This is a genomic window from Mycobacterium sp. ITM-2016-00317, from assembly GCF_002968295.1.
Taxonomy (GTDB): Bacteria; Actinomycetota; Actinomycetes; order Mycobacteriales; family Mycobacteriaceae; genus Mycobacterium.
On record NZ_CP134399.1, the window covers coordinates 542,308 to 568,348 of the forward strand.

Consider the following 26,041-nt stretch of genomic DNA (forward strand, 5'->3'; position numbering starts at 1 on the left):
CGAAGACTAACTTCGAAAGTGTGTTCGACAAGATTCTCGCCTCACTGGCCTCGGCGCGGACCTCTGGGGACGGAGTCCGGGCGTGCGCAAGGCTGGAGAACGCCGCGTGTGCCGCGCGCCTTTCCCATATGGCCGACATGCTGGCGGCCGCCTACTCGGCCTCCGGCTCGGCGGAGCGCGAGCAGTGGCGGGTGGACAACTGGGGCGCGGTCTGCGCGCGAATCGGCGCGGCGCACGCGGTCACCAGTGGCGTCGTCAGCGGGCTCCTGATGGATGCGGTCACCCTGCGGGAGCGCCTGCCTCAGGTGGGCGAGGTGTTCGCCGAAGGTCTGATCAGTTACCGCATGGTCCACCTGATCTGCACACGCACCATGTTGGTCAAGGACGCCGGGACATTACGCCGGCTGGATGGCGAGGCCGCCGAGATGTTACGGCGGTGGGGAGCCAAAACCGTCACAGAGGTTCAGCGAGATATCGACGCCCTGGTCCTGCGACACGATCCTCACGCCGTGCGGCGCAACGAATCGAGCAGCCGAGGCAACCATGTGGACGTCGACACCGATCCCGGTGACGGCGTCGCCTATGTGACGGCCAGGGTGTCGACCACCGACGGCGAAGCTTTCGACAGCCGCGCCGACGCATTAGCCCGCACCGTGTGCGACCGGGATCCGCGCGATCGGGATCAGCGTAGGGCGGCAGCATTGGGTGCGATGGGCTTCGGCTGGGACCGGCTCCCGTGCCTGTGCGAGACCGACGGGTGCGACGCCGCCGGCAGGCCCGGCGCCGGGGGTGTGGTGGTCCATGTGATCGTCGGTCCGGAAACTGAGGAGTCCGAATCCGACTGTATTCCAACAGAATCGGCGGATGAGCACAGCCGAGGAGAGCTGACGACCCAGCGGCGAGCCCTGGTGGGGGCGCGTACGCCCTTGTTGCCGAAGCCGTGGTACCGCTACACCCTGCGTGGGCTGATCGCCGCCCTCGCCCCCGGGTCAGGCCAGTTCTGCGCGGTCCGGCCGGGACTCATTCTCGGTGGCGGTGTCCTCCCCGCTCCGGTCGCGGCGCAGGCTGCACTGCACGCCGTGGTGCGGCGGCTCGTCCACCCCGGCGACGCGACACCCGAACCGCGGTACCGGCCTTCGAGAGCGCTGGCCGACTTCGTCCGCTGTCGGGATCAGACATGCCGATTCCCCGGCTGTGCCAAACCTGCCACCCACGCCGACATCGACCACACCATCCCGTATCCGTACGGGCCGACGTGCGCGTCCAACCTGGTTTGTTTGTGCCGAGAACACCACCTGCTGAAGACGTTCTGGCCTGGGTGGTCCACCCAGCAGTTCACCGACGGCACCTTGGTCTGGACTGACCCGGACGGCGACACCTACACCACCCACCCGGGGAGTCGGCTGCTGTTCCCGGAGCTGTGTGCGCCGACGGCCCCCGTCACCGGGGCGCGGACTCCTCCGCCCAAGCACACCGCGGGCTTGATGATGCCCAAGCGGGCGATCACCCGCGCCGAGGCCCGCCGCCGGCGTGTCGACGACGAGCGCCGAGCCAACGCCGACGAGAACCCCGAGTCGTCTACGGGCGGTTGACCATCCGGGTCAGCACACAGCGCAACCCGAAGTGATCCGACGGGAAGACACGGGGCAGATCCGGCGAGACCGGTTCGGTGCCGAGCAGTTCGATCGCGTGCGGTTGCCACTGGGGACCCTTGACCAGGATGCGGTCGAATCGGACGAACCGTTCCTTGTTCGTGGCGTCGTAGCGCATGGCGTTGATCGCGGTGTCCTCGGTGAAGCCGTCGTCGTCGGGCCGCAACGCGGGCCATACGTCGATAAAGGGTGGCGCGATCCGCTGATTCTCGTTGTCGCGCATGTTGAAATCGCCGAGCACGATGGCATCGGCGTCGCGCTCCAGCGCGCCCAGGACCCGCCGCAGCTGCAGCGCCCGCAGGCCGGCCGAGCGCTTGCCGCTGTCCAGGTGCACCGAACAGATCGCCGTCGGCGCGCCGTCGACGAGCAGGTCCGCACGCAGAAAACCGCGCCGGGTTCCGGACGGCAGGCAGATGTGTGTCACGCCTGCCATCGGCACCCGGGACAGCAGCAGCATCCCGTAGGTCCCGACGCGTCTGCCGGTCACGGCAGCGCTGACGTAGTGCTGGCGGATCCACGGCTGGGCGTGGAAGACCGCCAGCGCCGCGTCGGTCACTTCCTGGAACACCATGACGTCGGGCGGCTGCGCGCCCAACAGGTCCGCGATCGCCCGGTACCTCTCAACGGCGTGGTACGGGTCGAACCAGATGTTGAACGTTGAGACCGACAGCGTGTCGCGGGGGACGCGCTGCGGGGTGCCGCCGGTGGAGGTCCATTGACCGGTCGCGTCGTCGAAGCGACGCAGCGCGACCCGTCGCCGGCGCGGCCACCGTGGCCAGCCCATCCGGCGGGCTGGCGGTCAGGCGCAGTCTGCGCAGATCGACTGGTCGCCGACCTTGCGCGCCAACCGGTGGCTGTGATGCACCAGGAAGCAGCTCGAGCAGGTGAACTCGTCGGCCTGTTTCGGAAGCACGCGCACGGTCAGTTCTTCGCCCGACAGGTCGGCTCCGGGCAGCTCGAAACTGTCCAGGTCTTCGCTGTCTTCGACGTCGAGGACCGCGGTGGCGGCGTCGTTGCGTCGTCCTGCCAACGCCTCAAGGGATTCCTCGACGTTCTCGTCGGGGTCCTTCTGACGGGGCGCGTCATAGTCGGTCGCCATGATGTCCTTTCGAAGAGCTCTCAGCCGTGACTCAACGTCAATGGCGGCCGATGCGTTCCCGCTCGGACAAGTGGCGAAACCACGACGCGTCAAGATCCCGCCGCGGCCGGTCAAACGTGGAGCCGGTGACGGGAATCGAACCCGCGTATTCAGCTTGGGAAGCTGATGTTCTGCCATTGAACTACACCGGCCTGCTTGATCAGGAAGGCTAACACCTAGCGGTTCCTCGCCGTGGAGGTGGCCGCACGCTGGTCACGCACACAACCGGGGGAACCATGAAACTCGCCGCCGCAATCACCGCAGTCCTCGCCGCTCTCACGCCCGCCACCGCCGGCGCCACGCCACCCGACGGCGACATCGAGCGTGCCGATCTCGGGCAGGGCACCACCGACGTGCCCGTCGTGATCGTCTCCGTCGGACACCCGACCACGCTGTACGTCCAGCAGCTCGAGCTCAACGGCCCCGCCGCCAGCGGCTGGCACACCCATCCAGGCCCCGAACACACCGTGATCACGGAGGGCACCGTCTACGTCCAGTCCGCCCCGGACTGCGTGCCGATCGCCTACCCGGCCGGCCGGTCCGTCTACATCCCGGCCGGCGTCCCGCACATCGTGCGCAACGAAGGCCCAGGCGATGCCGACGCCGTGGTCACCTACACGCTGCCCGCCGACCGCGCCGTGCGCGACGACGCGCCCGCCGCCTGCCCCTGACCGGGCGCGCTACGGATACTCTCGTGCGGTGCTGCTCTCCGACCGCGACATCAGGGCCGAGATCAAAGCGGGCAAGTTGGGGATCGAGCCGTACGACGACAGCCTGGTCCAGCCCTCCAGCGTCGACGTCCGCCTCGACACCCTGTTCCGGGTCTTCAACAACACCCGCTACACCCACATCGACCCCGCGCAGCGTCAAGACGATCTGACCTCGCTCGTCGAGCCCAAAGAGGGCGAGCCGTTCGTGCTGCACCCGGGGGAGTTCGTGCTCGGCTCGACGCTGGAGCGCTGCACGCTGCCCCACGACCTGGCAGGCCGCCTGGAAGGCAAGTCCTCGCTGGGCCGCCTCGGGTTGCTCACCCACTCGACAGCGGGGTTCATCGACCCCGGCTTCTCCGGGCACATCACCCTGGAGCTGTCCAACGTCGCGAACCTGCCCATCACGCTGTGGCCCGGCATGAAGATCGGCCAGCTGTGCCTGCTGCGCCTGACCAGCCCGGCCGAGTTCCCGTACGGCAGCAGCGCGGTCGGCTCCAAATACCAGGGTCAGCGCGGACCCACGCCGTCGCGCTCTTACCAGAACTTCATCCAGAACAGCTGATCGAAAAACGCCCCCGACGCGTCCCACCGGACGCGGGTAGTGTCGTCAACACCGGCGCCAGCGGTCCTCCGTGCCGATGCGTTCCGGCCTGATCTTCAACCGCTGTCAGCTAACAGCGCCGGTGTAACGCCCGAGCTGATCGCGCCGATGAAGTATCGAGTTGTCGGCTCGCCGTGCCCGCGTGGTGCATGCCGACCGCAACGCTGCAGCAAACTTTGGGAGGGGTTCAGTGGACATCGTATTGGGTGTATCGATGACACCTACGACGGTCCGCATGGTGCTGGTTGAGGGCGAAAAGGCCGACGGCGTCACCGTCGACCACGACACCTTCGACGTCACGTCGGTCGACGGCTCGGCAAACGCCGCCGACCATGTCGTCGCCGCCGTGCTCGGCACCAAGGAAAGCGCCGAGACCGGCGGGCACCACCTCAAATCCATCGGCGTCACCTGGAGCGACCACACCGAGGCGACCGCACTGCGCGATGCGCTGGCCGCCCACGGCATCGACGACGTCATGCTCGTCGCCGAGAGTCACGCCGCGGCCTCCCTCGCCCAGGCGGTGGGCCGCGCCGTCGGCTACGCCACCACGGCTCTGCTGTTCATCGACCGCGACACCGCGACGCTGTCGGTCGTCCAGACCGACGACGGTTCGGTGGTCAAGGTGCTTAGCCGCAGCCTGCACAGCACCGACGCGATGGCGGTGCTCACCGAGATGGCCGAGGCGGTCGCCGCCCAGCAGTCGCCACCGCAGGGCATGTTCGTGGTCGGATCCGGTGTGGACATCAGCTCGGTCAAGGCGCACCTCGAACATCTCGTCTCCCTTCCCGTCAGCGCCCCCGACGAGGGTGAGTTGGCGCTCGCCCGCGGCGCCGCGCTGGCGTCGGCGGCCGCACCGGCCTTCGAGGCCACCACGGTCGGGCTGGCGTACTCGCAGGACCCCGACGGCCCGACAGCCGGTTCGGCGCTGCCCGGACTGGTGGCCGCCGACGACGTCGTCGACGAGTTCGCCCCCACCGAGATGCGACCGGTGGACGAGGAGCGCAAGCCCTTCCTGCTCGTCGGCAGCGCGCTGACCTCCCTGTTCGTGGTCGGCGTTGCCGCGCTGGTGGTTTCGCTCGCCATCAGCATCCGGCCTACGGCCGACGAACGCCCGAGCCCCGCGCAGGCCGTGATCGTGCCGAGTGTCCAGGCGCCGGCCCCCGACCCGGCCTCGGCCCGGCAGGAGGCCGCCGAGGTGCCCGCGCCTCCGCCGTCCGCCGAGACCATCAAGCCCCCGATCCCGGTGGTGCAGGAAGCGCCCCAACAGGCCCCGCGCACCGTGTATGTCGAGCAGGTGCCCGCCCCGGCGCCCGCGGCACCGGCCCCCGCACCCGCACCCGCGGCACCGGCCCCCGCACCCGCCGCGCCGCCGGTGGTCGCACCGGTGGTTCTCCCGCCGCCGGTCGTCGTGCTGCCGCGCCCGCAGTGGACGCCGCCCAAGCCCGCCTGGACCTGGCCCACCCGCACCGCCGAGCCCGACAAGACGGACAAGCCCGAACCGTGGCGGCCGCCGTGGCAGAACGACGATGACAAGCCGGCGCCGCCGACCAAGACGGTGCAGCCGACCCGTCCCCAGCCCCCGGTCGTCGAGGTGCCTCAGCAGCCGCAGTGGCCGGGCAGCGGCCGCGGCGAGGGTCGGGGAGAGTCCGGCCGGGGTGAATCAGGCCGTGGTGAATCAGGCAGCGGTGAATCAGGAAGTGGTGAATCAGGCCGGGGATCCGGCAGCGGCGTTCCCGGCGACATCAACGGCGACGGCTGCTTCCTGGTGTTCTGTGCGCCCGGCGGCGGACGCCACTAGTTCGTCACCCGCCGTTGGCCTACCGCTTGGTGTCGCGTAGCGGGCGGCTCACCCCGGCCGCTTAGACAGTGCGGTATGCGGTGCCTGGGCCACGACGTGCTCGGCGTCGACATCGACGCGGGCAAAGTGGCCAAGCTGTCCGTCGGCGAGGTGCCGTGCTACGAGCCCGGCCTGCCGGAGATGTTGCGGCGCAACCTCGATGCAAGCCGGTTGCGCTTCACCACCGACTACGCGGAGGCGGCGACCTTCGCCGACGTGCACTTCCTCGGCATCGGGACACCGCAGAAGGAGGGCGAGTACGGCGCGGACCTGCAACACGTCCACGCGGTGATCGACACCCTGGTGCCGCTGCTGACCCGGTCCGCGGTCATCGTCGGCAAATCGACGGTGCCGGTGGGCACCGCCGCAGACCTGAGCGCGCGTGCCGCAGGCCTCGCTCCGGACGGCGTCACCGTCGAGGTGGCGTGGAATCCGGAGTTCCTGCGGGAGGGGTTCGCCGTTGCGGACACCCTGCACCCCGACCGCATTGTGTTTGGGGTGCAACGTGATTCGCCACAGGCCGAGCAGGTGGGCCGGGAGATGTACGCGGCGCTGCCCGCCGAGGGGGTGCCGTTCCTGGCCACCGACCTGCAGACCGCCGACCTGGTCAAGGTGTCGGCGAATGCGTTCCTGGCCACGAAGATCAGCTTCATCAACGCGATCTCGGAGGTGTGCGAGGCCGTCGACGCCGACGTCACGCTACTGGCCGACACGGTGCGGGCGAAAGTGGTTGTCGACGGCCGTAATTGCCTAGACGTCGGGAAATGGCGGCAAGCCGGCTGGCAGGTGTGGGCGCTGGGCCGCTTCGGCGGGGGATCCGGCGCGGCGTAGCTTTGGCGGCGTGGCCGTCTACGCGCTGAACCTGTTCGACATCGCCGACCGCGACGAGTACCTGGCCTACGCGAAACGCTCGCCGGCCGAGGTCGCGAGACACGGAGGCCGGGTCGTCGCGCTCGGACGGTTCCAGGAATCGGTGACCGGCGACATCGAGCCGCGGAAAGTTCTCATCCTCGTGGAGTGGGAGTCCCGGGAAGCCTTCGACGCCTACCGCGACGATCCCGCGCTGGCCGACTTGCACGCACACCGGGAGAACGGGTCGTCGTCCTACATCTGGCACCTGTTCGACCGCTTGGACGATCTGCGGCCACTGCTTAAGCTCAGCTGATGGCGACTGATGGTCTGCGGCAACGGATCCGCTGGTTGGCGCTGCACGGGGTCATCCGCGGGCTGTCCAAGGCTGCCGTGCGCCGCGGCGACGACCCGCAGGCCAGGCTGATCGCCGACCCCGCGGTGCGCGCCGACCCGGCCGCGTTCGCCGACGGACTGCGTGACCGCGGGCCGGTGATCCGCTGCCGCGCGGTGCTGATGACCGTCGATCACCAGACGGCCAACGACATCCTGCGCTCCGACGACTTCCGGGTGTCCTCACTGGGCGCCGGTCTGCCGAAGCCGCTGCAGTGGGTCAACCGCAAAACCCATCCCGGCCTGCTGCATCCGATCGAGCCGCCGTCGCTGCTGTCGATCGAACCGCCCGACCACACCCGGTGCCGCAAGCTGGTGTCCTCGGTGTTCACCACCCGGGCCGTCACCGCGCTGCGCGACCGGGTGCAGCAGACCGCCAACGAGCTGCTCGACGATCTCGAGAGGGAATCCGGGGTGGTCGACGTCGTCGAGCGGTACTGCTCCCAGCTGCCCGTCGCGGTGATCAGCGACATCCTCGGCGTCCCCGAACGCGACCGTCAGCACATCCTGCACTTCGGTGAACTCGGCGCGCCCAGCCTCGACATCGGGCTGTCCTGGCGGCAGTACACCCAGGTGCACCAGGGCCTGGTCGGCTTCAACGAATGGCTCAGCGGCCACCTCGCCGAGTTGCGCCGCAATCCCGGCGACGACCTGATGAGCCAGCTGATCCAGGCCAGCCAGGCCGCCGACGAGGCCAACCGGCTCTCAGACCGCGAGATGCAGGCCACCGCGGGCCTGGTGCTGGCCGCCGGATTCGAGACGACGGTGAACCTGCTGGGCAACGGCATCCGGATGCTGCTGGACACCCCGGAGCACCTGGAGACGCTGGCTGGTCGCCCCGAGCTGTGGCCGAACGCGGTCGAGGAGATCCTGCGGCTCGACTCGCCGGTGCAGATGAGTGCCCGGTTCGCCGGCAAGGACCTCACCGTCGGCGGCACCGAGATCAAGCGCGGCGAGCTCGTCGTCGTCTACCTGGCCGGGGCCAACCGGGACCCCGAGGTGTTCCCCGACCCGCACCGCTTCGACATCACTCGCGACAACGCCGGACGGCACCTGTCGTTCTCCGGTGGCAGGCACTTCTGCCTGGGCGCGGCGCTGGCCCGCGCCGAAGGGGAGGTCGGGCTGCGGACGTTCTTCGAGCGGTACCCGGACGCCAGGCTGGCCGGACAGGGGCGCCGCCGCGACACCAGAGTGCTGCGCGGGTGGTCAACCTTGCCGATCACGCTTGGAAAGACGCGCGCCGCGCTAGGTTCGTAAAGGTGGACTTCCGAGCGACCCTGCTCGAGCAGACTCGAGCCTTCGGTGACCTGATCCGATCCGTCGATCCGGCCACGCCCGTCCCTACCTGCGGGGAGTGGACACTCAAGCAGCTCTACCGCCATGTCGGCCGCGGGAACCGTTGGGCCGCACAGATCATCAGCGAACGACGCAACCAGCCGCTGGATCCGCGCGAAGTGCGGGACGGCCGCCCACCCGACGATCCGGACGCCGCGGCCGAATGGTTCCAACAGGGCGCCCAGATGGTCATCGACGCCGTCGACCGGGTCGGCGCCGACGCGCGGGTGTGGACGTTCATCGGGCCCCGCCCTGCCGGCTGGTGGATCCGGCGGCGCGTGCACGAGACCGCCGTGCACAGCGCCGACGCGGCCTTGGCGCTGGGCGCCGAGTTCGAGCTGCCCGCCGAATTCGCCGCCGACTGTCTCAGTGAATGGATCGAGCTGGCCACCGTCGACCGGCGACATCCGCCGGCGCTGGATCGCGGGCAGTCGATCCACCTGCATGCCACCGAGGAGAAACTCGGGCCGACGGGGGAGTGGACCATTGCCCACGACGAGGACGGTCTGTCGTGGTCGCACAGCCACAGCAAGGGCAGCGTGGCACTCCGTGGGCCGGTCAGCGCGCTGCTGCTGGCGACCGTGCGGCGCAGATCGGCCGCCGACGCAGGGCTCGAGATGTTCGGGGACGCCGCCGTCTGGGACGGGTGGCTGGAGCGCACCCCGTTCTGAGTGGGTACCTTCGCGATCATGACCGTTTCAGAGATGGCCACCGTCCTCGCCTGGCACGACGCGCTGAACGCCGGCGACTTCGACACCCTGGAGTCGCTGTCCACCGAGGACATCGAGATCGGTGACGCCGAGGGCGCCGCGCAGGGGCACGCCGCGCTGCGTGCGTGGGCCCAGTCGCTGGACGAGAGGATCGAACCCGGCCGGACCTATGTGCACGACGGTGTGGTCGTGGTTGAGCAGCAGACGGTGTCGGTGACCGGGGAGACGGGCTCGGCCGCGTCGGCGTTCCGCGTCGTCGACGACCACGTCGCTTCGGTGTTCCGGCATCCCGACCTCGCCACCGCGCTCGCGGCGACGGAGCTGACCGAAGCAGACCTGACGGGCTGATGCGCGGCATCATTCTGGCCGGCGGCTCTGGCACCCGGCTCTACCCGATCACGATGGGTGTCAGCAAGCAGCTGGTGCCGGTATACGACAAGCCGCTGATCTACTACCCGCTGTCCACGCTGATGATGGCGGGCATCCGCGACATCCTGGTGATCACCACCGCGCAGGACGCCCCGGCGTTCCACCGGCTGCTCGGCGACGGCTCGGACTTCGGGATCGACCTCACCTACGCCGTGCAGGACGAACCCGACGGGCTGGCACAGGCATTCGTGATCGGGGCCTCGCACATCGGCACCGACTCGGTGGCATTGGTGCTGGGGGACAACATCTTCTACGGCCCAGGGCTGGGCACCAGCCTGCAGCGCTTCCACACCGTCTCGGGCGGAGCGATCTTCGCCTACCGGGTGGCCAACCCGTCGGCCTACGGCGTCGTCGACTTCGCCGCCGACGGCACCGCGCTGTCTCTGGAGGAGAAACCGGCCACCCCGAAGTCGCACTACGCGGTGCCGGGGCTGTACTTCTACGACAACGACGTCGTCGAGATCGCCCGCGGCCTCAAGAAGTCCGCGCGCGGGGAGTACGAGATCACCGAGGTCAACCAGACCTACCTGAACCAGGGCAGGCTCACCGTCGAGGTGCTGGCCCGCGGCACCGCGTGGCTGGACACCGGCACGTTCGACTCGCTGCTGGACGCCGCCGACTTCGTCCGCACCATCGAGCGCAGGCAGGGACTCAAGATCAGCGTGCCCGAAGAGGTGGCCTGGCGGGTCGGGTTCATCGACGACGCCACGCTGGAAGCCCGCGCGCACACCCTGCTCAAGTCCGGCTACGGCGCGTACCTACTGGAGCTGCTGCAGCGCTGAACGAAGAGTGTCAGCGCGGACCGAGCTCGGCCAGCACCTTGTCCAGCGTCGCGGGCAGATCGCGCACCCGTACCCCGGTCGCGTTGTAGACGGCGTTGACGACCGCCGCGGCGGAACCGACGATCCCGATCTCCCCTGCGCCGCGGGAGCCCATCGGATTGGTGTGGTCGTCGACCTCGTCGAGCCAGATCGCGTCGATGTCCTGTACGTCGGCGTGCCCGCTGATGTGATAGGTGGCCAGATCCTGGGTCACCACATGCCCGAAGCGCGGATCGCGCACGCTCTCCTCGTGCAGCGCCATCGACAGCCCCATCGTCATGCCGCCGATCAGCTGGGAGCGCAACGTGCGGGGGTTGATGGCCCGGCCGATCGAGAACACCCCGAGCATCCGCGGCACCCGGACCTCTCCGGTGTCGCGGTTCACCTGCGCCTCGACGAAGTGGGCGCCGAAGGACTGCATCGTGAACTTCTCCGCCTCCGGGTTCTCCGGCGCTTCGGCCACGCTGGTCGCCCCGACCGCCGGCGGGTCGCCGTGATCACGTCGGAACTGTTGTGCTGCACTGACGATGGCGCGCCCCCAGGAGTTTATCCCCGACGATCCGCCGGCCACTGAGGCGTCCGGTAGCGCCGAATCACCGATCTGCAGATCCACCGCGGCGATGTCGCAGCCCAACGCATCGGCGGCGATCTGGGTCAGCGTGGTCCACGTCCCGGTGCCGATGTCGGCGGCACCTATCTGCACCAGATACCGCCCCTCGGCGGGGTAGCTGATCCGAGCGGTGTTGCCCGGCATCTGCATCGCCGGATACGTCGCGGAAGCGACCCCGAGGCCGGTGAACCATTCTCCGGCAAGCTGTTTGCCCGGCTCTGGATCCCGGGCCGCCCAGCCGAAGCGTTCGGCGCCCAGTCGCAGGCACTCCACCAGGTGCCGGCCCGACCACGGGTTACCGGTCTCGGGATCCACCTCGGGATCGTTGCGGATCCGCAGCTCGATCGGGTCGATACCGATCGCGACCGCGAGCTCGTCCATCGCCACCTCGGCGGCGAAGGTGCCGGGACACTCACCGGGCGCCCGCATCCAGAACGGGACCGGGACGTCGAGCGCGGCCAGCCGGTGGGACGTCCGGCGATTCGGTGACGCGTACATCTTGCGGGATGTGACCGCGGTCTGCTCAGCGAATTCCTTGACCGCAGAGGTCTGTTCGACCACCTCGTGGGCCAGTGCGATCAGCTTGCCGTCCCGGTCCGCACCCAGGCGGAGCCGCTGGATTGTGGGGGTGCGGTAGCCGACGAGCGAGAACATCTGCTGCCGGGTCAGCGCCAGCTTCACCGGACGCCCGCCGGCGCGCTGCGCGGCCAGCAGCACCAGCACATTGTGTGCGTGCGGTGCGCCCTTGGATCCGAAGCCGCCGCCGACATGCGGTGCGATCACACGCATCTGATCGGCCTCCAGACCGAACAGCGGCGCCAGCGTCTTGCGCACCGCGTGCACGCCCTGCGTGGAGTCGTACAGCGTGACCGACACGGTGTCGCCGCTGGTGTCCCACTGCGCGATGCACGCGTGCGGTTCCATCGGGTTGTTGTGTTCGGTGGGCGTCGTGTAGGTGTGCTCGACGGTGAACTCGGCAGCGGCCATCGCCGCGTCGACGTCGCCCTCGGCGGTGTCGGACGGATAGGACGGGTTGACCGACTCCGGCGTGTAGAGGCCGGGGTGGTCAGGCCGCAACTCGGCGTCGTGCGGCTCCGCTATGTACTCGACAGCCACCAATGCCGCTGCCTCGCGGGCAATTTCGGCGGTCTCGGCCACCACCGCGCCGATGATCTGCCCGCGGAAGTGCACCCGGGCGTCCTGCAGGATCGCCAACTCACCGTCGGAGGTGTCGGCCAACTCCGGTGCGTCGAACACCGTGAGCACATCGAGCACGCCGTCGAGGGCACTGGCGGCGTCGGTGTCCATCGCGATCACCCGTCCCCGGGCGACCGTGGCCTGGACCGGGTGCACGTAGGCCGGTGCGTCGACCTGCTGCTCGAACGCGTAGGGCGCGGTGCCCGTGACCTTGGCGCGGCCGTCCCGCCGCGCGACCGAGGCGCCGATGGCGCGCGGTTCCAGCAGCGTCATGAGCGGCCCCGTTCGGTCAGCATGCGTAATTGCGCGACCAGCGTGCGCCGCGCCAGTTCGACCTTGAACTCGTTGCCCGGCAACGCTTCTGCGGAAGACAGCTCCGCATCCGCGGCGACCGCGAACGCGTCCTCGGAGGCCACCGCGCCGATCAGCATCTCCTCGGCGTGGCGGGCGCGCCAGGGTCGGTGCGCCACGCCGCCCAGCGCGATCCGCGCGGTCGCGATGGCCTCGCCGACCAGACTGAGCTCGGCGGCCACCGACACCAGCGCGAAGGCGAACGCCGCGCGGTCGCGCACCTTGCGGTAGTCCGACACGGCGTTCGGCGGCGGCGGCGGGAGTTCGATCGCGGTGATGAGCTCGCCGTGGGCCAGTACCGTGTCGCGGTGCGGCTCGGCGCCGGGAAGGCGGTGGAAGTCGGTGGCCGGGATCCGGCGGGGACCGTCGGCGCCCTGGACCACCACCCGGGCGTCCAGTGCGCTCATCGCCACCGCCATGTCGGACGGGTGGGTGGCCACGCAGTGCGGTGACGCGCCCAGAATCGCGTGGTAGCGGACGTAGCCGCCGATGGCCGAGCATCCGCTGCCCGGCACCCTCTTGTTGCACGGCGTGGTGACGTCCTGGAAGTACACGCATCTGGTGCGCTGCAACAGGTTTCCGGCAGTGGTCGCCGAATTGCGCAGCTGGCCGGACGCGCCGGAGAGCAAGGCGCGGGCCAGCACCGGGTAGCGCGAGCGGATCACCGGGTGCGCGGCGAGGTCGCTGTTGCGCACATTGGCGCCGATGCTGACCCCGCCGTCGTCGGTCGCGGTGACCTCGGACAGGTCGAGACGGCTGACGTCGACAAGCAGATCCGGTTCGGCCACACCGAGTTTCATGTGGTCGACGAGGTTGGTGCCGCCGGCCAGATAGGCTCCGTCCGGATTCCGGGTCAGCGTGGCGACCGCGTCGGCAGGGCTGGTGGCGACGTGGTAGTCGAACGGTCTCACCGCGCCCCTGCCTTCTCGATGGCGGCGACGATGTTCGGGTAGGCCGCGCAGCGGCACAGGTTGCCGCTCATCCGTTCTCGGATCTCTGCGCCGGTGAGTTCCGGTGAGGACTCCAGGTCGTCACTGACGACGCTCGGTGCCCCGGACTTGAGCTCGTCGAGCATCCCGACCGCCGAACAGATCTGTCCCGGAGTGCAGTACCCGCACTGGAACGCATCCTCCTCGTGGAAGGCCTGCGCCACCGGGTGTAGATCATCCCCGGTACCCAGGCCCGCGGCGGTGGTGACGCGCGCCCCGTCGGCGGCGACGGCGAAGGTCAGACAACTGATGACCCGGCGACCGTCGACCAGGACCGTGCACGACCCGCACTGCCCGTGGTCGCACCCTTTCTTCGGTGCGGTCGCCGCGAGCTTCTCGCGAAGCAGATCGAGCAAGGTCACGCGGTGGTCGACGGTCAGGGTGTGCTCGCGGCCGTCGACTTCCAGGGTCACGTCGGAGGCGTGCTGGGGCTGGCTCACGGCGGCGGGGTACCCGGGGCCCTGCCCACCAAACGCGGACGTCAGCGCTTGCCGGCCTGCGGCGTCGCCAGCAGCGCCGCGATACCGGTGGTCAGCGGCACCGACAGGGCCAGCGCGATCCCGCCGACCGCCGAACGGGCGATCTCGATGGCCACGCTCTCGCTGGTCAGCACGTCGCCGAGGGAACGGTCCGCGACGCTGAACAACAGCAGCAGCGGCAGCGCGCTGCCCGCGTACGCGAGCACCAGCGTGTACACCGTCGAGGCGATGTGGTCGCGGCCGACCCGCATCGCCCCGACGAAGACCTCGCGCCTGCCGGCGCCGTTGCCGAGCGCGGCCAGTTCGAAGGCCGTGGACGCCTGGGTCACCGTGACGTCGTTGAGCACACCCAGGGAGCCGATGATGAACCCCGCCAGCAGCAACCCTGTGATCGACACATTGCCCAGGTAGGCCGCGACCTCGTTGTTCTGGTCTTCGGACAACCCGGTCAGATGCACCATTTCGATTGCCGCCCAGGACAGTACCGCCGCCAGCAACAGCGAGGCCAGCGTTCCCAGCAGCGCCGCGCTGGTGCGCAGGCTGACCCCGTGGGCCAGGTAGATCACCGCGTACAGGATGGCCGCCGACGCGACCAGCGCGACCGGCACCGTCGGGGCGCCGTCGCGCAGCGCCGGCAACAGGAACACGACCAGGACCCCGAACGCGATCACGATGCCCACCAGCGCGCGCAGGCCGCGCCAGCGGGCCACCGCGACGATGACGATCGCGAACACGGCGGCCAGCGCGGTCAGCGGCCAGGCGCGCTCGTAGTCGTAGAACGCGTAGGTGGTGGTGCCGGTGGCGTCGACCTGCCTGCTGATGCGGATGTCGTCCCCGACGGCGAGCAAGGGCTGACCCGGGCCGCCGCTGAACTCCAGTACGGTGTTGGCGCCGCGGTTCGGGCCAGAGTCGATCGCCACCAGTGTCTGGACGCACGCTGCCCGGTCGCCCTCGGCCGGAATCGGATCAGAGGTGAGCACCGCCCCGACCGACGGGCTGCCGCACACCGCGGCGCTGGTGGACAGCACATGCCCGGTCTCGGTGGTGACCGCGCCACCGGCCGCGTTCTGGTACGGCAGCGGAATGTCGTCCTTGGCCCCGCTCGGCCACAGCAACGCACCGCCGATCAGCACCGCTATCCCGGTCACGGCCAGGAGACCGACCACGATCCTGGCCGCCAGCGGACCCAGCGGTGACGGACCGCCGAGTGAATGCGAGTGCGAATGAGAGTGCGTCACCCGCTCAGGGTAGGAAATTGCCGCGCGGGGGCCGCGACCACCGGCCTTAGCCTGACTCCATGAGCAAAAGGGAGGTCGACCGGGCGCGGTTGCGCCGGTCGTTCGAGGCGATGCTGTCCGGGGCGGTGGACGAGTTTCTGTCGGAGCGGGGATTCGAGAGGTCGGGCCACGACTTCGAACGTCACCGGGGTCCGCTCCGCGACAGGATCAATTTCCAGAACAACTGGCACAACGGCGTCACCCGGTGGCACGGTTTCTTCGTCAACGTCGGGGTGGGTTCGGTGGAGGTCGACGCGGCTTGTCCGGGGCATGAGCCACCACTGCATCCGCGCGCGAGTCTCCTGCTGGATCGGCGCTGGGAGGGCCTGGCACCGGGCGCGCCCTACGAGCTGAGGTTCGACGGTGGCACCGACATGGCCGCATTCGCCGACGGGGTGTGCGCGGATCTCGGCCGGACGCTCTCGGCGATCGAAAGCATCGAGACGACAAGGCATCTGGTCGAGTACGCCGTCGAGAACAACCTGCTGATCGCGTACGAGACCACCTGCTGCTACCTCGCGGCCGCCGGCGACATGGACACCCTGACCCGCTATGTCGGGCTGTTGCACCGCGTTTTCGGCGATCAGGAGCGGTGGGCGATCTTCAGCAGCCGGATCGGCGACGCGGTCGGTCCCCGCGCGTCGGCACTGTCGGCGCGCGGTCTTCTTACTGCCGGTAGCTGACCAGGAAGTTGCCGAGCCGCTCGATGGCCGCGGTCAGGTCGCGGGCCCACGGCAGCGTCACGATCCGCAAATGATCGGGTGTGGGCCAATTGAATCCGGTGCCCTGGACCACCAGGATTTTCTCCTGCAGCAGCAGGTCGAGAACGAGTTGCTCGTCGTCGGCGATGTCGTAGACCTCGGGGTCCAGACGCGGGAACGCATACAGCGCACCCCGCGGCTTCACGCAGGACACCCCGGGGATCTCGTTGAGCTTCTCCCACGCGACGTCGCGCTGCTCGAGTAGTCGCCCACCGGGCAGCACCAGGTCATCGATGCTCTGATGACCACCCAGCGCCACCTGAATCGCATGCTGGGCAGGCACATTCGGGCACAGGCGCATGTTGGCCAGCAAGCTGATGCCCTCGATGAAACTGCTGGCGTGTTCCTTGGGGCCGGTGATCACCAGCCACCCGGAGCGGTAACCGGCCACCCGGTAGGCCTTGGACAGTCCGTTGAACGTCAACGTCAGCAGGTCCGGCGCCACCGAGGCCAGCGAGACGTGCTCGGCGTCGTCGTAGAGGATCTTGTCGTAGATCTCGTCGGCCAGCAGCAGCAGTTGATGCTTGCGCGCCAGGTCGGCGATCTGGGTGAGGACCTCGCGGCTGTACACCGCGCCGGTCGGGTTGTTCGGGTTGATCACCACGATCGCCTTCGTGCGGTCGGTGATCTTCGACTCGATGTCGGCGACGTCGGGGTTCCAACCCTGCGTCTCGTCGCAGAGGTAGTGCACCGGGGTGCCGCCGGCCAGTGACGTGCACGCGGTCCACAGCGGATAGTCCGGCGCCGGGATCAACACCTGGTCCCCGTTGTCCAGCAGGGCCTGCAGGGTCATCTGGATCAGCTCGGAGACGCCGTTGCCGAGGTACACGTCGTCAATGTCGAACCGGGGGAAGCCGTCGACGAGTTCGTAGCGGGTGAACACCGCGCGGCGGGCGCTGACGATGCCCTTGGAGTCCGAGTAGCCCTGCGCGTGGGGCAGCGCGGCGATGATGTCGCGCATGATCACGTCGGGGGCCTCGAACCCGAACGGAGCGGGGTTGCCGATGTTGAGCTTGAGGATGCGGTGGCCTTCGGCCTCCAGCCTGTTGGCGTGCTCGTGCACCGGGCCGCGGATCTCGTAGAGGACGTCCTGCAGCTTGCTCGACTGTGTGAACTCACGCTGACGCACGTGCTGGCCGCCGCCGGTCTGCCACGGCGCCTGATGGGTACTCACGACGACGATTCTCCCACGCGGGGCCAAGCCAATTTCTCGACGTGACACCCCGTCAGACAGCAAGGCCGCCGTCGCGGGTGCGACGGCGGCCTCGTTGTTCCGACGGTGGTTAGCGCTTGCCCGGGCGGCGGGCGCCCTTGGCGATGCCGAGCCCCTTCACCGGGGGCTCGTCGCCCACGACGCGCGCGTCGCTGTCGCTCGACCCGTTGGACGACGGGGCCGTCACCTCAGGCTCCGCCTCCGGTTCGGGCTGGGCCTGGGCTTCGGGCTGGGGTTCAGCCACGGGCTCGGGCTCGGGCTTGGCTGCCGGTGCCTTCTTCTTGGCGCCCGGCCGGCGTGCGCCTGCGGCGATACCCAGGCCCTTGACCTCGGGTTCCGGCTTGGTTTCCAGCCCGCGGTCGGAATCGGCGGTGTCGGGCGCTTCGGTGCCCGCGTTCGCCTGGTCCGGGTCCACGTTGGGCGGCTGGACCACAGTTCCCGCACCCTCGTTCGGCGACGCCGTCTTGGCCGGTGCCTTCTTGGCGCCCGGGCGGCGGGCGCCCGAGGCGATGCCCAGACCCTTGACCTCGGGTTCGGGCTTCGCGGGTGCCTCAGGTGTGGCCTCGGCAGGGGCGGCTGCCGGCGCAGCTGCTGCCGCCGGTGCCTTCTTGGCGCCGGGACGCTTCGCGCCGCCCGCGATGCCCAGGCCCTTGACCTCCGGCTCGGCCTTGGCCGGCGCCTCGGCGGCAGGAGCGGACTCGGCTGCCGGCGCGGCAGCGGCCTTCTTGGCTCCCGGACGCTTGGCACCTCCGGCGAGGCCCAGCCCCTTGGCCGGAGCAGCCGCGGCGGGCTTGTCCTCGGCCGGGGCCGCGGCGGCTTTCTTGGCTCCCGGACGCTTGGCACCTCCGGCGAGGCCCAGCCCCTTGGCCGGAGCAGCCGCGGCGGGCTTGTCCTCTGCGGGAGCCTCGGCCTCCGCGGGTGCGGCGGCCTCGGCCTGCGCCTCGTCCTCCTCGACCTCCGGTTCGGCGACCTCGGTGGGCGCCTCCGCCGCGATCCGGGCCGCACGCTCCTCGGCTTCCTTTGCCGCGGTGCCCTTTTCGGGCAGCGTGAAGGTGCTCTTGTCCAGCGAGCCGAGCAGCAGCTGCGCGACGTCGAGGACCTCGACCTTCTCGATGTCGCGGGTGGCGGCCACGTCGTCGACGCCGTCGGTGATCATCACGCGGCAGAACGGGCAGCCGGTCGCGATCGCCGAAGCGCCGGTGTCGATGGCCTCCTCGGTGCGCTCGGTGTTGACGCGCTTGCCGATGTGCTCTTCCATCCACATCCGGGCGCCGCCGGCGCCGCAGCACAGGCCGCGGTCGGCGTGCCGGGGCATCTCGGTCAGCTTCGCGCCCGAGGCCCCGATCAGCTCACGCGGCGCCGAGTACTCCTTGTTGTGGCGGCCGAGGTAGCAGGGGTCGTGGTAGGTGATGTCCTGACCGTTCGGGCTGCTGTCGGTGGAGGTGACGGGCACCAGCTTCTTGTCCCGGACCAGCCGGTTGAGCAGCTGGGTGTGGTGCAGCACGGTGTAGTTGCCGCCGACCTGCGGGTACTCGCGGCCCAGGGTGTTGAAGCAGTGCGGGCAGGTGACGACGACCTTGCGGTCTACCCGCTCCACGCCCTCGAACAGCTCGTTGAGGGTCTCGACGTTCTGCGCGGCCAGCTGCTGGAACAGGAACTCGTTGCCCGAGCGGCGGGCGGAGTCGCCGTTGCAGGTCTCGCCCTCGCCGAGCACCAGGAACTTCACCCCGGCCGCCGAGAGCAGCTCGGCGACGGCCTTGGTGGTCTTCTTCGCGCGGTCCTCGTAGGCGCCGGCGCAACCCACCCAGAACAGGTACTCGTAGCCGTCGAAGGACTCGACGTCCTTGCCGTAGACCGGCACGTCGAAGTCGACCTCGTCGATCCAGTTGGTGCGCTCCTTGGAGTTCTGGCCCCACGGGTTGCCCTTGTTCTCCAGGTTCTTGAACAGCACGCCGAGCTCACCGGGGAACTCGGACTCCATCATCACCTGGTAGCGGCGCATGTCGACGATGTGGTCGATGTGCTCGATGTCGACCGGGCACTGCTCGACGCACGCGCCGCACGTGGTGCACGACCACAGCACGTCGGGGTCGATGACGCCGCCCTGCTCGAGGGTGCCGACCAGCGGGCGGGTCGCCTGCAGCGGCGAATCGGCCGGGATGCGCTCGAAACCGGACTCCGGGACGTGCTCGTGCGAGTGCTTCTCGCTGTGCTTCTCGCCGCGCAGCTCCTCGCCGAGACCGCCTTCCGGCGTGTTCTCCAGCGGGCTCTCCTTGTCACCGAGGATGTACGGCGCCTTCGCGAACAGGTGATCGCGCAGGTTCATGATCACGAGCTTGGGCGACAACGGCTTTCCGGTGTTCCAGGCCGGGCACTGCGACTGGCAACGACCGCACTCCGTGCAGGTCGTCATGTCGAGGTAGCCCTTCCAGGTGAAGTCCTCGATCTTGCCGCGGCCCAGCACGGCGTCCTCGGCGGGATCCTCGAAGTCGACGACCTCGCCCTTGGACTCCACGGGCAGCAGCGGGCCCAGCGCGTTGGGCATGCGCTTGAACGTGACGTTGACCGGGGCCAGACCGATGTGCAGGTGCTTGGAGTGCAGCACGATCAGCAGGAAGACCAGCATGACCGCGATGTGGCCGAGCAGCGCGATCGTCTCGATCCACTCGTTGGCGGTGTGCCCGAGCGGACTCATGAGCCAGCCCATGGCGTGCGAGAAGAACGCACCGTTGCCGTAGGGCAGGTTGCCGACGACGGCGGCCGCGCCACGGACCAGGGCGTAGGTCCAGATGACGTTGAAGATCATGAACAGGATCAGCCAGGCACCGCCGGTGTGGCTGCCGTAGAACCGGGAGTCGCGGCCGTGCTTCTTCGGCTCGCGCACGATGCGGATGATCGCGAACGTGATGATGCCGAGCAGCACCGCGACGGCGAAGAAGTCCTGCAGGAAGCCGAGCACATCCCAGCGACCGACCAGCGGGATGTGGAAGTCGTGGTCGACGAGGAGGCCGAAGGCTTCCAGGTAGACGGTGGCCAGGACGAAGAAGCCCCACATCGTGAAGAAGTGCGCGATGCCGGGAATGGACCAGCGCAGCAGGCGGGTTTGCCCGAAGACCTCTTCGAATTGCGTGGTGATGCGTTTCTTCAGGTCGTCTTTGCGGTTGTTGCCCTCGCTGAGAGGCTGGCCCGAGCGGATCAGCTTCGTCAGGAAGAGGACGCGCTTGACGGCGAAGACGCCGACGACGGCGATCATCAGGACCCCGGCGACGATCCTGATCAACATCTGCGTATCCACGCGTGCCTCCGGTTTTCTTGTTACCCGCGGGTAACTTACAGTATGTTACTAGTCGGTAACTTTAGCTCGGTGCCTGCTCATAGTTACATCCACCGGGGAAACGGCGCTACAAAGGCTGACCTAACCCGGGAATCGGAGCGGTCAGTCGCGGTCCGGCGAGTCCATCAGCGCGCGCAGCATCGAGAGCAACTCGGAGCGGGATTCGGCGCCCAGCCGCCGCCGGATTCGGGCCACGTGATGCTCGACGGTCTTCGCCGAGATGAACAGATGCGACCCGATATCGCGATACGGCAGGCCTTGCAGGAGCAGTTCGGCGACCTCGCGCTCCCGGTCGGACAGGTGTGCTGCGGCGGGCCGCGCCGGCCGCGGGGGTGCCGCGGCGGCGGCGGCGGATTCGCCGTCGGATGCGGTGTCCGGCACGTCCGCGGCGACGGTGTGTTTCAGGTCGCGGGCCAGCTGCAGCATCGCCTGCGAGATGCGCGGGTCGTCGGTCTGGAGGGCGGCCTGTCCGGCCAGCCGGGTCGCGTCCCAGGTGTGGCCGAACTGTGTGAGCGCGCGGGCGGCGGCCGTGACCTCGTCCACCTCCACCTGGTTGGCCAGCACCTTGAGCCAGGTCCGGCCCGCGGTGGCCAGCGCGCGGGCGAAGGGAGAGTGCGGCGCCGCGGCGGTCAGCGCCTGCCCGTGCGGGGCCACCGCGTCGGGTGCATTGGCGAGGATGCCCGCGTGGACGCCGGCCCAGTGCAGCGGCACCGCCCACAGCACCGGATCGCCGAGCGCGCCGAGCAGCGCGAACAGCTCGTCGAGGACGTGGCGCAGCCGGTCGACTTGGCGCATCCGCGCCGCGGCGATCCAGAGCTCGCCCACCGGCAGCACCATGAACACGTCGACCGAGCACTCGGCGAGCACCTCCACGGCCGAATACCAGTGCTTCTGCATCGCGCCGCTGTCACCCGCGCGCCGCGCCACCCCGGTCTGCAGCGCCGCGGCCCACAGCGCGTCGCGGCGGTGCGGATCGGCCACCCCGCCCGGCCGCGCTGCGGCGGCCGCGGCGTGCAGCCGGCCGTCCTGCATGGAGGCCCAGCCCTGCAGCAGCCGGTGCCGCAGCGTGACGAACGCGACATCCGCCGGCGGGCGCTGGGCATCGGCGTGCACGGCGCGCCCGGCCACACTGCGGGCACGCACCGGATCGCCGGCGTGCAGCGCGGCCAGCGTCACCAGCGCGGCAGGGGAGTCGGGCAGGGTGGTGGCCAGGCCCAGGTCGGTGCCGAGGGCCTGACTCAACTTCGCGACCGCAACGGGATAGGGCTGCGCCAGCGTCATCACCAAGCCGTCGGTGAGGCCGGCCGCCGCCCGGGCGGTCGAGGTCGGTGGGCCCGGAGCAGGCGTGGCGGCGACGGTCCGGGCCGCCGCGGCGTCGCCCGCCGCGACAGCCGCGATGGTGGCCGCGGCGCCCAGCACCGCATCGGGGACCGGCCCGAGCCAGCCGAACAGCCCGTGCGCCTGTGCCGCGCTGCCGTCGTGCAGCGCGATACTCGCCGCGATCCGGACCGCCGCGGCCCGTTCGCCCGGGTCGGGGGCGCTCAGCAGGTCGTCGGCGATCCGGCCTGCGGTGGCACAGTCCCCGGTCAGCGCCAGCGCGTCGGCCAGCTGCGCACTCGAGGTCGTCGCGCCGGCGTCGGCCGCGGCCCGGTACAGGCGCGCGGTGCGGGCCGGATGGTCGCGGGCGTGGGCGGCCAGATCACCCAGCGCGGCGGCCAGCCGTTCGTCACGCAGCCCGTGCTCGGCCAGCCGCAGGGCCAGATCGGCTGTCAGCGTCCGCAATTCGAGCTGGGACACCAGCACCGACACTTCGATGTCGTGATGTCTTGCCGCGCCGACGATCTGGGCCACCGCGTGGTGCATCGTGTGCCGAAATGCCTGCGGATGCGACGGCTCGATCAGCCCGCTGGCGCGGGCCTGGTCGACGCTGGCCAGCGCGTCCTCGGAGGGCAGGCGGAGTGCGGCGGCGACGTCGTCGGGGCCGAGATCGGCACTCAGCGACGCCACCACGAACGTGTCCAGCAGGCGTTCGTCGCAGCCACGCAGCCGTTCGATGAGGCCGAACCGGGCCGCCCGGCGCATCGCCGCGTCGCCGTCGGCCGCCGAGGCGAGAACCGGCCGCAACAGGAACGGCAGCCCGGCCGTCGTGGACATCAACGCGCGCAGCAGTTCCGGCGTCGCCGGCACCCCGAGTGCGGCAGCGGAGACCCGGCCGACCTCGACCGTGGGGAGAGGGCCCAGCGTCACGGCCGGCCGCTCACGTTCCAGCGCGGTGACGAGGTCGCGCAACGGCCGGTGGTGGGCCAGTGGTTGGGTGGCGATCACCACCGTCGCCGTCGGGTCGGCGACCAGTTCGGTGAGCTGTGCGAGTTCGGCGGCGTCGAGCAGGTGGGTGTCGTCGACCACCGTGGCGGCCTCGGCCGGGTCGCCGGACCCGCGCGGGCGCGACGACACAGGGCGCCCAGCCGCGCGCAACACCGCGCGCACCGCCGTCAGCACCGTGGACTTACCGGTGCCGACCCCGCCTGTGACGACGAGCTTGTGCGCCGCGTGCGGAGCTGTCTCGACCGCCGCGACGGCCTCCCGCGCTGCAGGGGGCAGATCGGTGTGTCGCGGCGTCGCCGGACCGGTCATCGCCGCGGTCAGGCGCCGGGGTCGGGGATGACGGTCGTGATGATCGGATCGGGCGGGTCGACGGGTTCCGGTACCGGCTCGACCGTGGTGGGCGCAGGCGGGGGTGTCGTCGTCGGAGGTGGCGTCGTCGGCGGCGTGGTGGTCGGGCGCGTGGTCGTGGTCCGCGTCGTCGTCGTGGTCGGCGACGTGGTGGTGGTCGTGGTGGTCGTCGTCGTCGTGGTGGTCGGCGAGGTGGTGGCCGTCGTGGTCGTCGTGCTGGCCGGCGGCGGCGGAGGCGGCGGTGGCGGCTGGCTGACCGTGGTGGTCGCGACGCCGTCGGGTCCGACGGTGACGGTGGTGACCGGCGGCGGCAACTCCACCGGGGCGGTCTCGCTCGGCGGGGTCGCGGTCTCGGTGACCGTGCCCGGATCGGTCTCCGAGCTGGTCAGGGTCACCGCCAGCCCGCCCACGGCCAGCAGCGCCGCGGCGGCCGCCGCGCCGAACAGCACCGGCGGGCGCTTGTACCAGGGCAGCGGCGCCAGATCGTCGGCGTAGACCTCGTCCTGCGGGGTGAAATCCATCGCCGGACGCGCGGCGGTGCCCGCCGGGTCCGCATAGGCCGCGGCGGCGGTGTAGTCCCCGCCGGTGTAGGGCAACGGATCTCCGGCGTCGTCGTCCTGCGACCACGCCAGCGCGCGGAACGTCGCCGACGGCGCGCCGTCACCGGCGGACTGGGTCGCCGCCTGGCCGCCCACGCCTGCCGCCCACGCCGCGGGTCCCATCGCGGTGGGCACGTCGGCCGCGGGCGCCATCCCGGTGGGCGCATCGGCGACCAGGCCCTGGTTGGCGACCAGCGCCGCGCCCGCAGCGGCGTCCAGCATCGGGGCCGGCGTGGTGATGACCGGTGCGCGCAGGCGTTCGGACAGCCGCTGGGTCACCAGCGGGATGGCCGCGCCGCCGCCGACGGTGGCCACCGCCGAAACGTCGGCGGCCGCAATGCCGTTGCGCTGCAACGTGTCCTCGATGGCGGAGAGCAGTCCGGCCAGCGGCTCGGCGATCAGCTGCTCGAGCTCGGGCCGGGTGACCCGCACGTCGGAGGTGAACGAGGGCAGCGCGACCGGGACCGCGGTGGCCGTCTCGGCGGAGAGCCGTTCCTTGGCCGCCCGGCACTCGTCCCGCAGACGGGCCAGCGGGCCGACCGCCGCGGTGCCCGCGGTGCCTTCGGGATCGGGGTTCTCGGCGGCTGCGATGCCGGCGAGCACGTGGTCGAGCAGCGCCTGGTCGATCGCGTCGCCGGAGAACTCGGGGTAGCGGACGGTCTGGCCGATGATCGCGCCGCCGGCCGCGGCGTCGGCCAGCGTGATGCTGGACCCGCTGCCACCGAGGTCGACCAGCACGATCGCGCCCTGGTTCGGCAGGCCCGGCGCGGTGCGCAGCGCGGCGAGTGCCGCTGTCGCGTCCGGGATCAGCGCGGGCGGGACACCGCCGGGGGACAGGTACGGCACGGCGCGGAGTGCGCCGCGCAGCGCGCCGACGGTGCCGGGGCCCCAGTGCGCGGGCACCGCGACGGTGACCGGTGCGCCGCCGCCGACCAAGCGTGCGAGGGTGTCGAGAGCCTGGGCCAGGGCCTGCTCGCCCCGGTGGGCCGAGCCGTCCGCGGCGACCAGCGGGACGGGGTCGCCCACCCGCTCCACGAAGCCGGTCAGCACCAGCGCGGGTTCGGTGGAGCCGGAGATCTCGGCGGCCACCCCCAACTCGGGAGGGCGGTCGCCGAAGAGATTGAGGATGGATCGTCGCGTCACGGGCGCGCGACCCACGCGGGCCGCGACCAGGTTCGTCATGCCGATCGACAACCCCAGCGGTTCAGTCATGTGGGCTCTTTCCTGTCTGGACCGCTGAATACCTTAGCGGCTGAGATCGCCTCGGCCGGGGAACCTGCCCCTAATGGCGTCGACCCCCTAATCTTCCATCCCCTAATGCCCTCCTTGCGGAGTTGGGCTGTTCACCGATCCGGAACGCAGTCGACGCGCTTAGCATCGAGCCATGGCGAACGCACTGCTGGACTTCGTGATGACGCTGGTGCGGGATCCCGACGCCGCCGCGCGCTATGCGGCCGATCCCGCCGGGGCGCTCACCGACGCCGGTCTGACCGAGGTGACCAGCGCTGACGTGCAGAACCTGATCCCGGTCGTCACCGAGTCGCTGTCGCACAACGCGCCGGCCGCCCCGGCGGACAACGTGTGGGCCAGCGGCGCGGCGACCGCCGCCTTCGACGCGTTCGACCTGCCTGATGAGCCGCTGCCCCAGCGCGTGGTCATCGACGCCGAAGATCCCGCGCCGGAGACCGTCGACCTGCTCGATGTGCCGACAACGGTGCAGGTGCACGACCCGGTGATCGACGCGCCGGTCGACGACCAGATCGATGTGGCTGCACCGTTCGAGCTCGGCGAGGACTGGCACACCGTTGCCGGGTTCGACGCCGGCGACGACGACACGGCCTCCGGCTTCGACCTGTTCGACTAGCGCGCGGGCGGCCCACCGGCACCTCCACCACCCGCAGGAACCCCGGTTCCTGCGGGTTTTTTGGTGTGCGCTCCGCGCCGGAACGCCAGCCCCAGACCGACCCCCGGTATACCCCCTAATCCCCTACTGGGGGCGGCTGTGAACCCCTAGTGAACCCCGCGCGGGGATAGGCGCGAGCCCCGTTTCCAGGCTGTCGCGACGTCCATAGCGTGGTGTTCA

21 protein-coding genes, 1 tRNA gene and 1 pseudogene are annotated in these 26,041 nt (G+C 70.2%); 12 read left to right on the plus strand and 11 right to left on the minus strand.

Going from position 1 to position 26,041, the window contains the following annotated elements:
• The first annotated feature begins 20 nt into the window (after positions 1-20).
• Positions 21-1,592 (plus strand): DUF222 domain-containing protein, encoded by a 1,572-nt coding sequence (locus tag C6A87_RS02555; protein WP_311115829.1) that lies wholly within the window; start codon positions 21-23, stop codon positions 1,590-1,592.
• Here the strand turns inward: C6A87_RS02555 and C6A87_RS02560 are convergent.
• The 3 genes from C6A87_RS02560 to C6A87_RS02570 all read right to left on the minus strand — a co-directional run bounded on the left by C6A87_RS02560 (position 1,579) and on the right by C6A87_RS02570 (position 2,942).
• Entirely contained in the window at positions 1,579-2,436 is an 858-nt protein-coding gene (locus tag C6A87_RS02560) for an endonuclease/exonuclease/phosphatase family protein (protein ID WP_311115830.1), read from the minus strand. The genes C6A87_RS02555 and C6A87_RS02560 overlap by 14 nt on opposite strands.
• 15 nt (positions 2,437-2,451) lie before the next feature.
• Positions 2,452-2,751, minus strand: coding sequence for a DUF4193 domain-containing protein (locus C6A87_RS02565; protein ID WP_311115831.1), 300 nt, complete (start codon positions 2,749-2,751; stop codon positions 2,452-2,454).
• Between the two features lie 117 nt (positions 2,752-2,868).
• Positions 2,869-2,942: transfer RNA gene (locus tag C6A87_RS02570), tRNA-Gly, on the minus strand.
• A gap of 84 nt (positions 2,943-3,026) precedes the next feature.
• Here C6A87_RS02570 and C6A87_RS02575 point away from each other — a divergent pair.
• The 9 genes and pseudogenes from C6A87_RS02575 to rfbA all read left to right on the plus strand — a co-directional run bounded on the left by C6A87_RS02575 (position 3,027) and on the right by rfbA (position 10,436).
• Positions 3,027-3,461, plus strand: a complete 435-nt coding sequence (locus tag C6A87_RS02575) for a cupin domain-containing protein (RefSeq protein ID WP_311115832.1) — start codon at positions 3,027-3,029, stop codon at positions 3,459-3,461.
• 28 nt (positions 3,462-3,489) lie between these two features.
• Entirely contained in the window at positions 3,490-4,062 is a 573-nt protein-coding gene (gene dcd, locus C6A87_RS02580) for a dCTP deaminase (protein WP_311115833.1), read from the plus strand.
• Positions 4,063-4,291: 229 nt separating this feature from the next.
• Positions 4,292-5,899, plus strand: a complete 1,608-nt coding sequence (locus C6A87_RS02585; protein ID WP_311115834.1) for a hypothetical protein — start codon at positions 4,292-4,294, stop codon at positions 5,897-5,899.
• A 75-nt stretch (positions 5,900-5,974) separates the two neighbouring features.
• Positions 5,975-6,700, plus strand: a pseudogene (locus C6A87_RS02590) (nucleotide sugar dehydrogenase); the annotation flags it as partial.
• Positions 6,701-6,779: 79 nt separating this feature from the next.
• Positions 6,780-7,103 carry a DUF1330 domain-containing protein gene (locus tag C6A87_RS02595; protein ID WP_311115836.1) on the plus strand — a complete coding sequence of 108 codons (324 nt, stop codon included), beginning with the start codon at positions 6,780-6,782 and terminating at the stop codon, positions 7,101-7,103.
• The gene (locus C6A87_RS02600) at positions 7,103-8,437 is read left to right on the plus strand and encodes a cytochrome P450 (RefSeq protein ID WP_311115837.1); all 1,335 of its coding nucleotides are present in this window, start codon (positions 7,103-7,105) and stop codon (positions 8,435-8,437) included. The genes C6A87_RS02595 and C6A87_RS02600 overlap by 1 nt, the downstream gene beginning before the upstream one ends.
• Positions 8,438-8,439: 2 nt before the next feature.
• Entirely contained in the window at positions 8,440-9,186 is a 747-nt protein-coding gene (locus C6A87_RS02605; protein ID WP_311115838.1) for a maleylpyruvate isomerase family mycothiol-dependent enzyme, read from the plus strand.
• Between the two features lie 18 nt (positions 9,187-9,204).
• Positions 9,205-9,573, plus strand: a complete 369-nt coding sequence (locus C6A87_RS02610; RefSeq protein ID WP_311115839.1) for a nuclear transport factor 2 family protein — start codon at positions 9,205-9,207, stop codon at positions 9,571-9,573.
• Positions 9,573-10,436, plus strand: a complete 864-nt coding sequence (gene rfbA / locus C6A87_RS02615) for a glucose-1-phosphate thymidylyltransferase RfbA (RefSeq protein ID WP_311115840.1) — start codon at positions 9,573-9,575, stop codon at positions 10,434-10,436. Before C6A87_RS02610 ends, rfbA begins: the two co-directional genes overlap by 1 nt.
• Positions 10,437-10,446: 10 nt before the next feature.
• On the opposite strand, the gene C6A87_RS02620 is transcribed toward rfbA, so the two are convergent.
• The 4 genes from C6A87_RS02620 to C6A87_RS02635 are packed head-to-tail and all read right to left on the minus strand — an operon-like array spanning position 10,447 to position 15,339.
• Positions 10,447-12,555: a xanthine dehydrogenase family protein molybdopterin-binding subunit gene (locus tag C6A87_RS02620; protein WP_311115841.1), complete on the minus strand. Its 2,109-nt coding sequence runs from the start codon at positions 12,553-12,555 to the stop codon at positions 10,447-10,449.
• Entirely contained in the window at positions 12,552-13,544 is a 993-nt protein-coding gene (locus tag C6A87_RS02625) for a xanthine dehydrogenase family protein subunit M (RefSeq protein WP_311115842.1), read from the minus strand. The genes C6A87_RS02620 and C6A87_RS02625 overlap by 4 nt, the downstream gene beginning before the upstream one ends.
• Positions 13,541-14,062 (minus strand): 2Fe-2S iron-sulfur cluster-binding protein, encoded by a 522-nt coding sequence (locus tag C6A87_RS02630; RefSeq protein ID WP_311115843.1) that lies wholly within the window; start codon positions 14,060-14,062, stop codon positions 13,541-13,543. Before C6A87_RS02630 ends, C6A87_RS02625 begins: the two co-directional genes overlap by 4 nt.
• Before the next feature lie 41 nt (positions 14,063-14,103).
• Entirely contained in the window at positions 14,104-15,339 is a 1,236-nt protein-coding gene (locus tag C6A87_RS02635; RefSeq protein ID WP_311115844.1) for a YibE/F family protein, read from the minus strand.
• Between the two features lie 59 nt (positions 15,340-15,398).
• Here C6A87_RS02635 and C6A87_RS02640 point away from each other — a divergent pair, with 59 nt between their 5' ends.
• Complete coding sequence (locus tag C6A87_RS02640) at positions 15,399-16,061, plus strand: DUF4304 domain-containing protein (RefSeq protein ID WP_311115845.1); 663 nt, start codon at positions 15,399-15,401, stop codon at positions 16,059-16,061.
• Here C6A87_RS02640 and C6A87_RS02645 read toward each other — a convergent pair.
• The 4 genes from C6A87_RS02645 to C6A87_RS02660 all read right to left on the minus strand — a co-directional run bounded on the left by C6A87_RS02645 (position 16,045) and on the right by C6A87_RS02660 (position 25,170).
• Positions 16,045-17,340 (minus strand): pyridoxal phosphate-dependent aminotransferase, encoded by a 1,296-nt coding sequence (locus C6A87_RS02645; RefSeq protein WP_311115846.1) that lies wholly within the window; start codon positions 17,338-17,340, stop codon positions 16,045-16,047. The two genes, C6A87_RS02640 and C6A87_RS02645, sit on opposite strands and share 17 nt — an antisense overlap.
• A gap of 82 nt (positions 17,341-17,422) precedes the next feature.
• Entirely contained in the window at positions 17,423-20,647 is a 3,225-nt protein-coding gene (locus tag C6A87_RS02650; protein WP_311115847.1) for a heterodisulfide reductase-related iron-sulfur binding cluster, read from the minus strand.
• A 141-nt stretch (positions 20,648-20,788) separates the two neighbouring features.
• A complete protein-coding gene (gene iniR / locus C6A87_RS02655; RefSeq protein ID WP_311115848.1) occupies positions 20,789-23,320 on the minus strand; it encodes an isoniazid response ATPase/transcriptional regulator IniR in 2,532 nt (843 codons plus the stop codon).
• Positions 23,321-23,328: 8 nt separating this feature from the next.
• Positions 23,329-25,170: an Hsp70 family protein gene (locus tag C6A87_RS02660; RefSeq protein WP_311115849.1), complete on the minus strand. Its 1,842-nt coding sequence runs from the start codon at positions 25,168-25,170 to the stop codon at positions 23,329-23,331.
• Between the two features lie 172 nt (positions 25,171-25,342).
• On the opposite strand from C6A87_RS02660, the gene C6A87_RS02665 reads away from it, so the two are divergent.
• On the plus strand, positions 25,343-25,822 hold the full coding sequence (locus C6A87_RS02665) for an Rv0340 family IniB-related protein (RefSeq protein ID WP_311115850.1): 480 nt from the start codon (positions 25,343-25,345) through the stop codon (positions 25,820-25,822).
• Positions 25,823-26,041: the final 219 nt, after the last annotated feature.

Excerpts from the sequence above, each read along its gene's own strand:
- C6A87_RS02560 (WP_311115830.1), bottom strand. The coding sequence starts at position 2,436 with ATGGGCTGGCCACGGTGGCCGCGCCGGCGACGGGTCGCGCTGCGTCGC.
- C6A87_RS02565 (WP_311115831.1), bottom strand. The coding sequence starts at position 2,751 with ATGGCGACCGACTATGACGCGCCCCGTCAGAAGGACCCCGACGAGAAC.
- C6A87_RS02575 (WP_311115832.1), top strand. The coding sequence starts at position 3,027 with ATGAAACTCGCCGCCGCAATCACCGCAGTCCTCGCCGCTCTCACGCCC.
- C6A87_RS02600 (WP_311115837.1), top strand. The coding sequence starts at position 7,103 with ATGGCGACTGATGGTCTGCGGCAACGGATCCGCTGGTTGGCGCTGCAC.
- C6A87_RS02610 (WP_311115839.1), top strand. The coding sequence starts at position 9,205 with ATGACCGTTTCAGAGATGGCCACCGTCCTCGCCTGGCACGACGCGCTG.
- rfbA (WP_311115840.1), top strand. The coding sequence starts at position 9,573 with ATGCGCGGCATCATTCTGGCCGGCGGCTCTGGCACCCGGCTCTACCCG.
- C6A87_RS02620 (WP_311115841.1), bottom strand. The coding sequence starts at position 12,555 with ATGACGCTGCTGGAACCGCGCGCCATCGGCGCCTCGGTCGCGCGGCGG.
- C6A87_RS02640 (WP_311115845.1), top strand. The coding sequence starts at position 15,399 with ATGAGCAAAAGGGAGGTCGACCGGGCGCGGTTGCGCCGGTCGTTCGAG.
- iniR (WP_311115848.1), bottom strand. The coding sequence starts at position 23,320 with ATGACCGGTCCGGCGACGCCGCGACACACCGATCTGCCCCCTGCAGCG.
- C6A87_RS02660 (WP_311115849.1), bottom strand. The coding sequence starts at position 25,170 with ATGACTGAACCGCTGGGGTTGTCGATCGGCATGACGAACCTGGTCGCG.
- C6A87_RS02665 (WP_311115850.1), top strand. The coding sequence starts at position 25,343 with ATGGCGAACGCACTGCTGGACTTCGTGATGACGCTGGTGCGGGATCCC.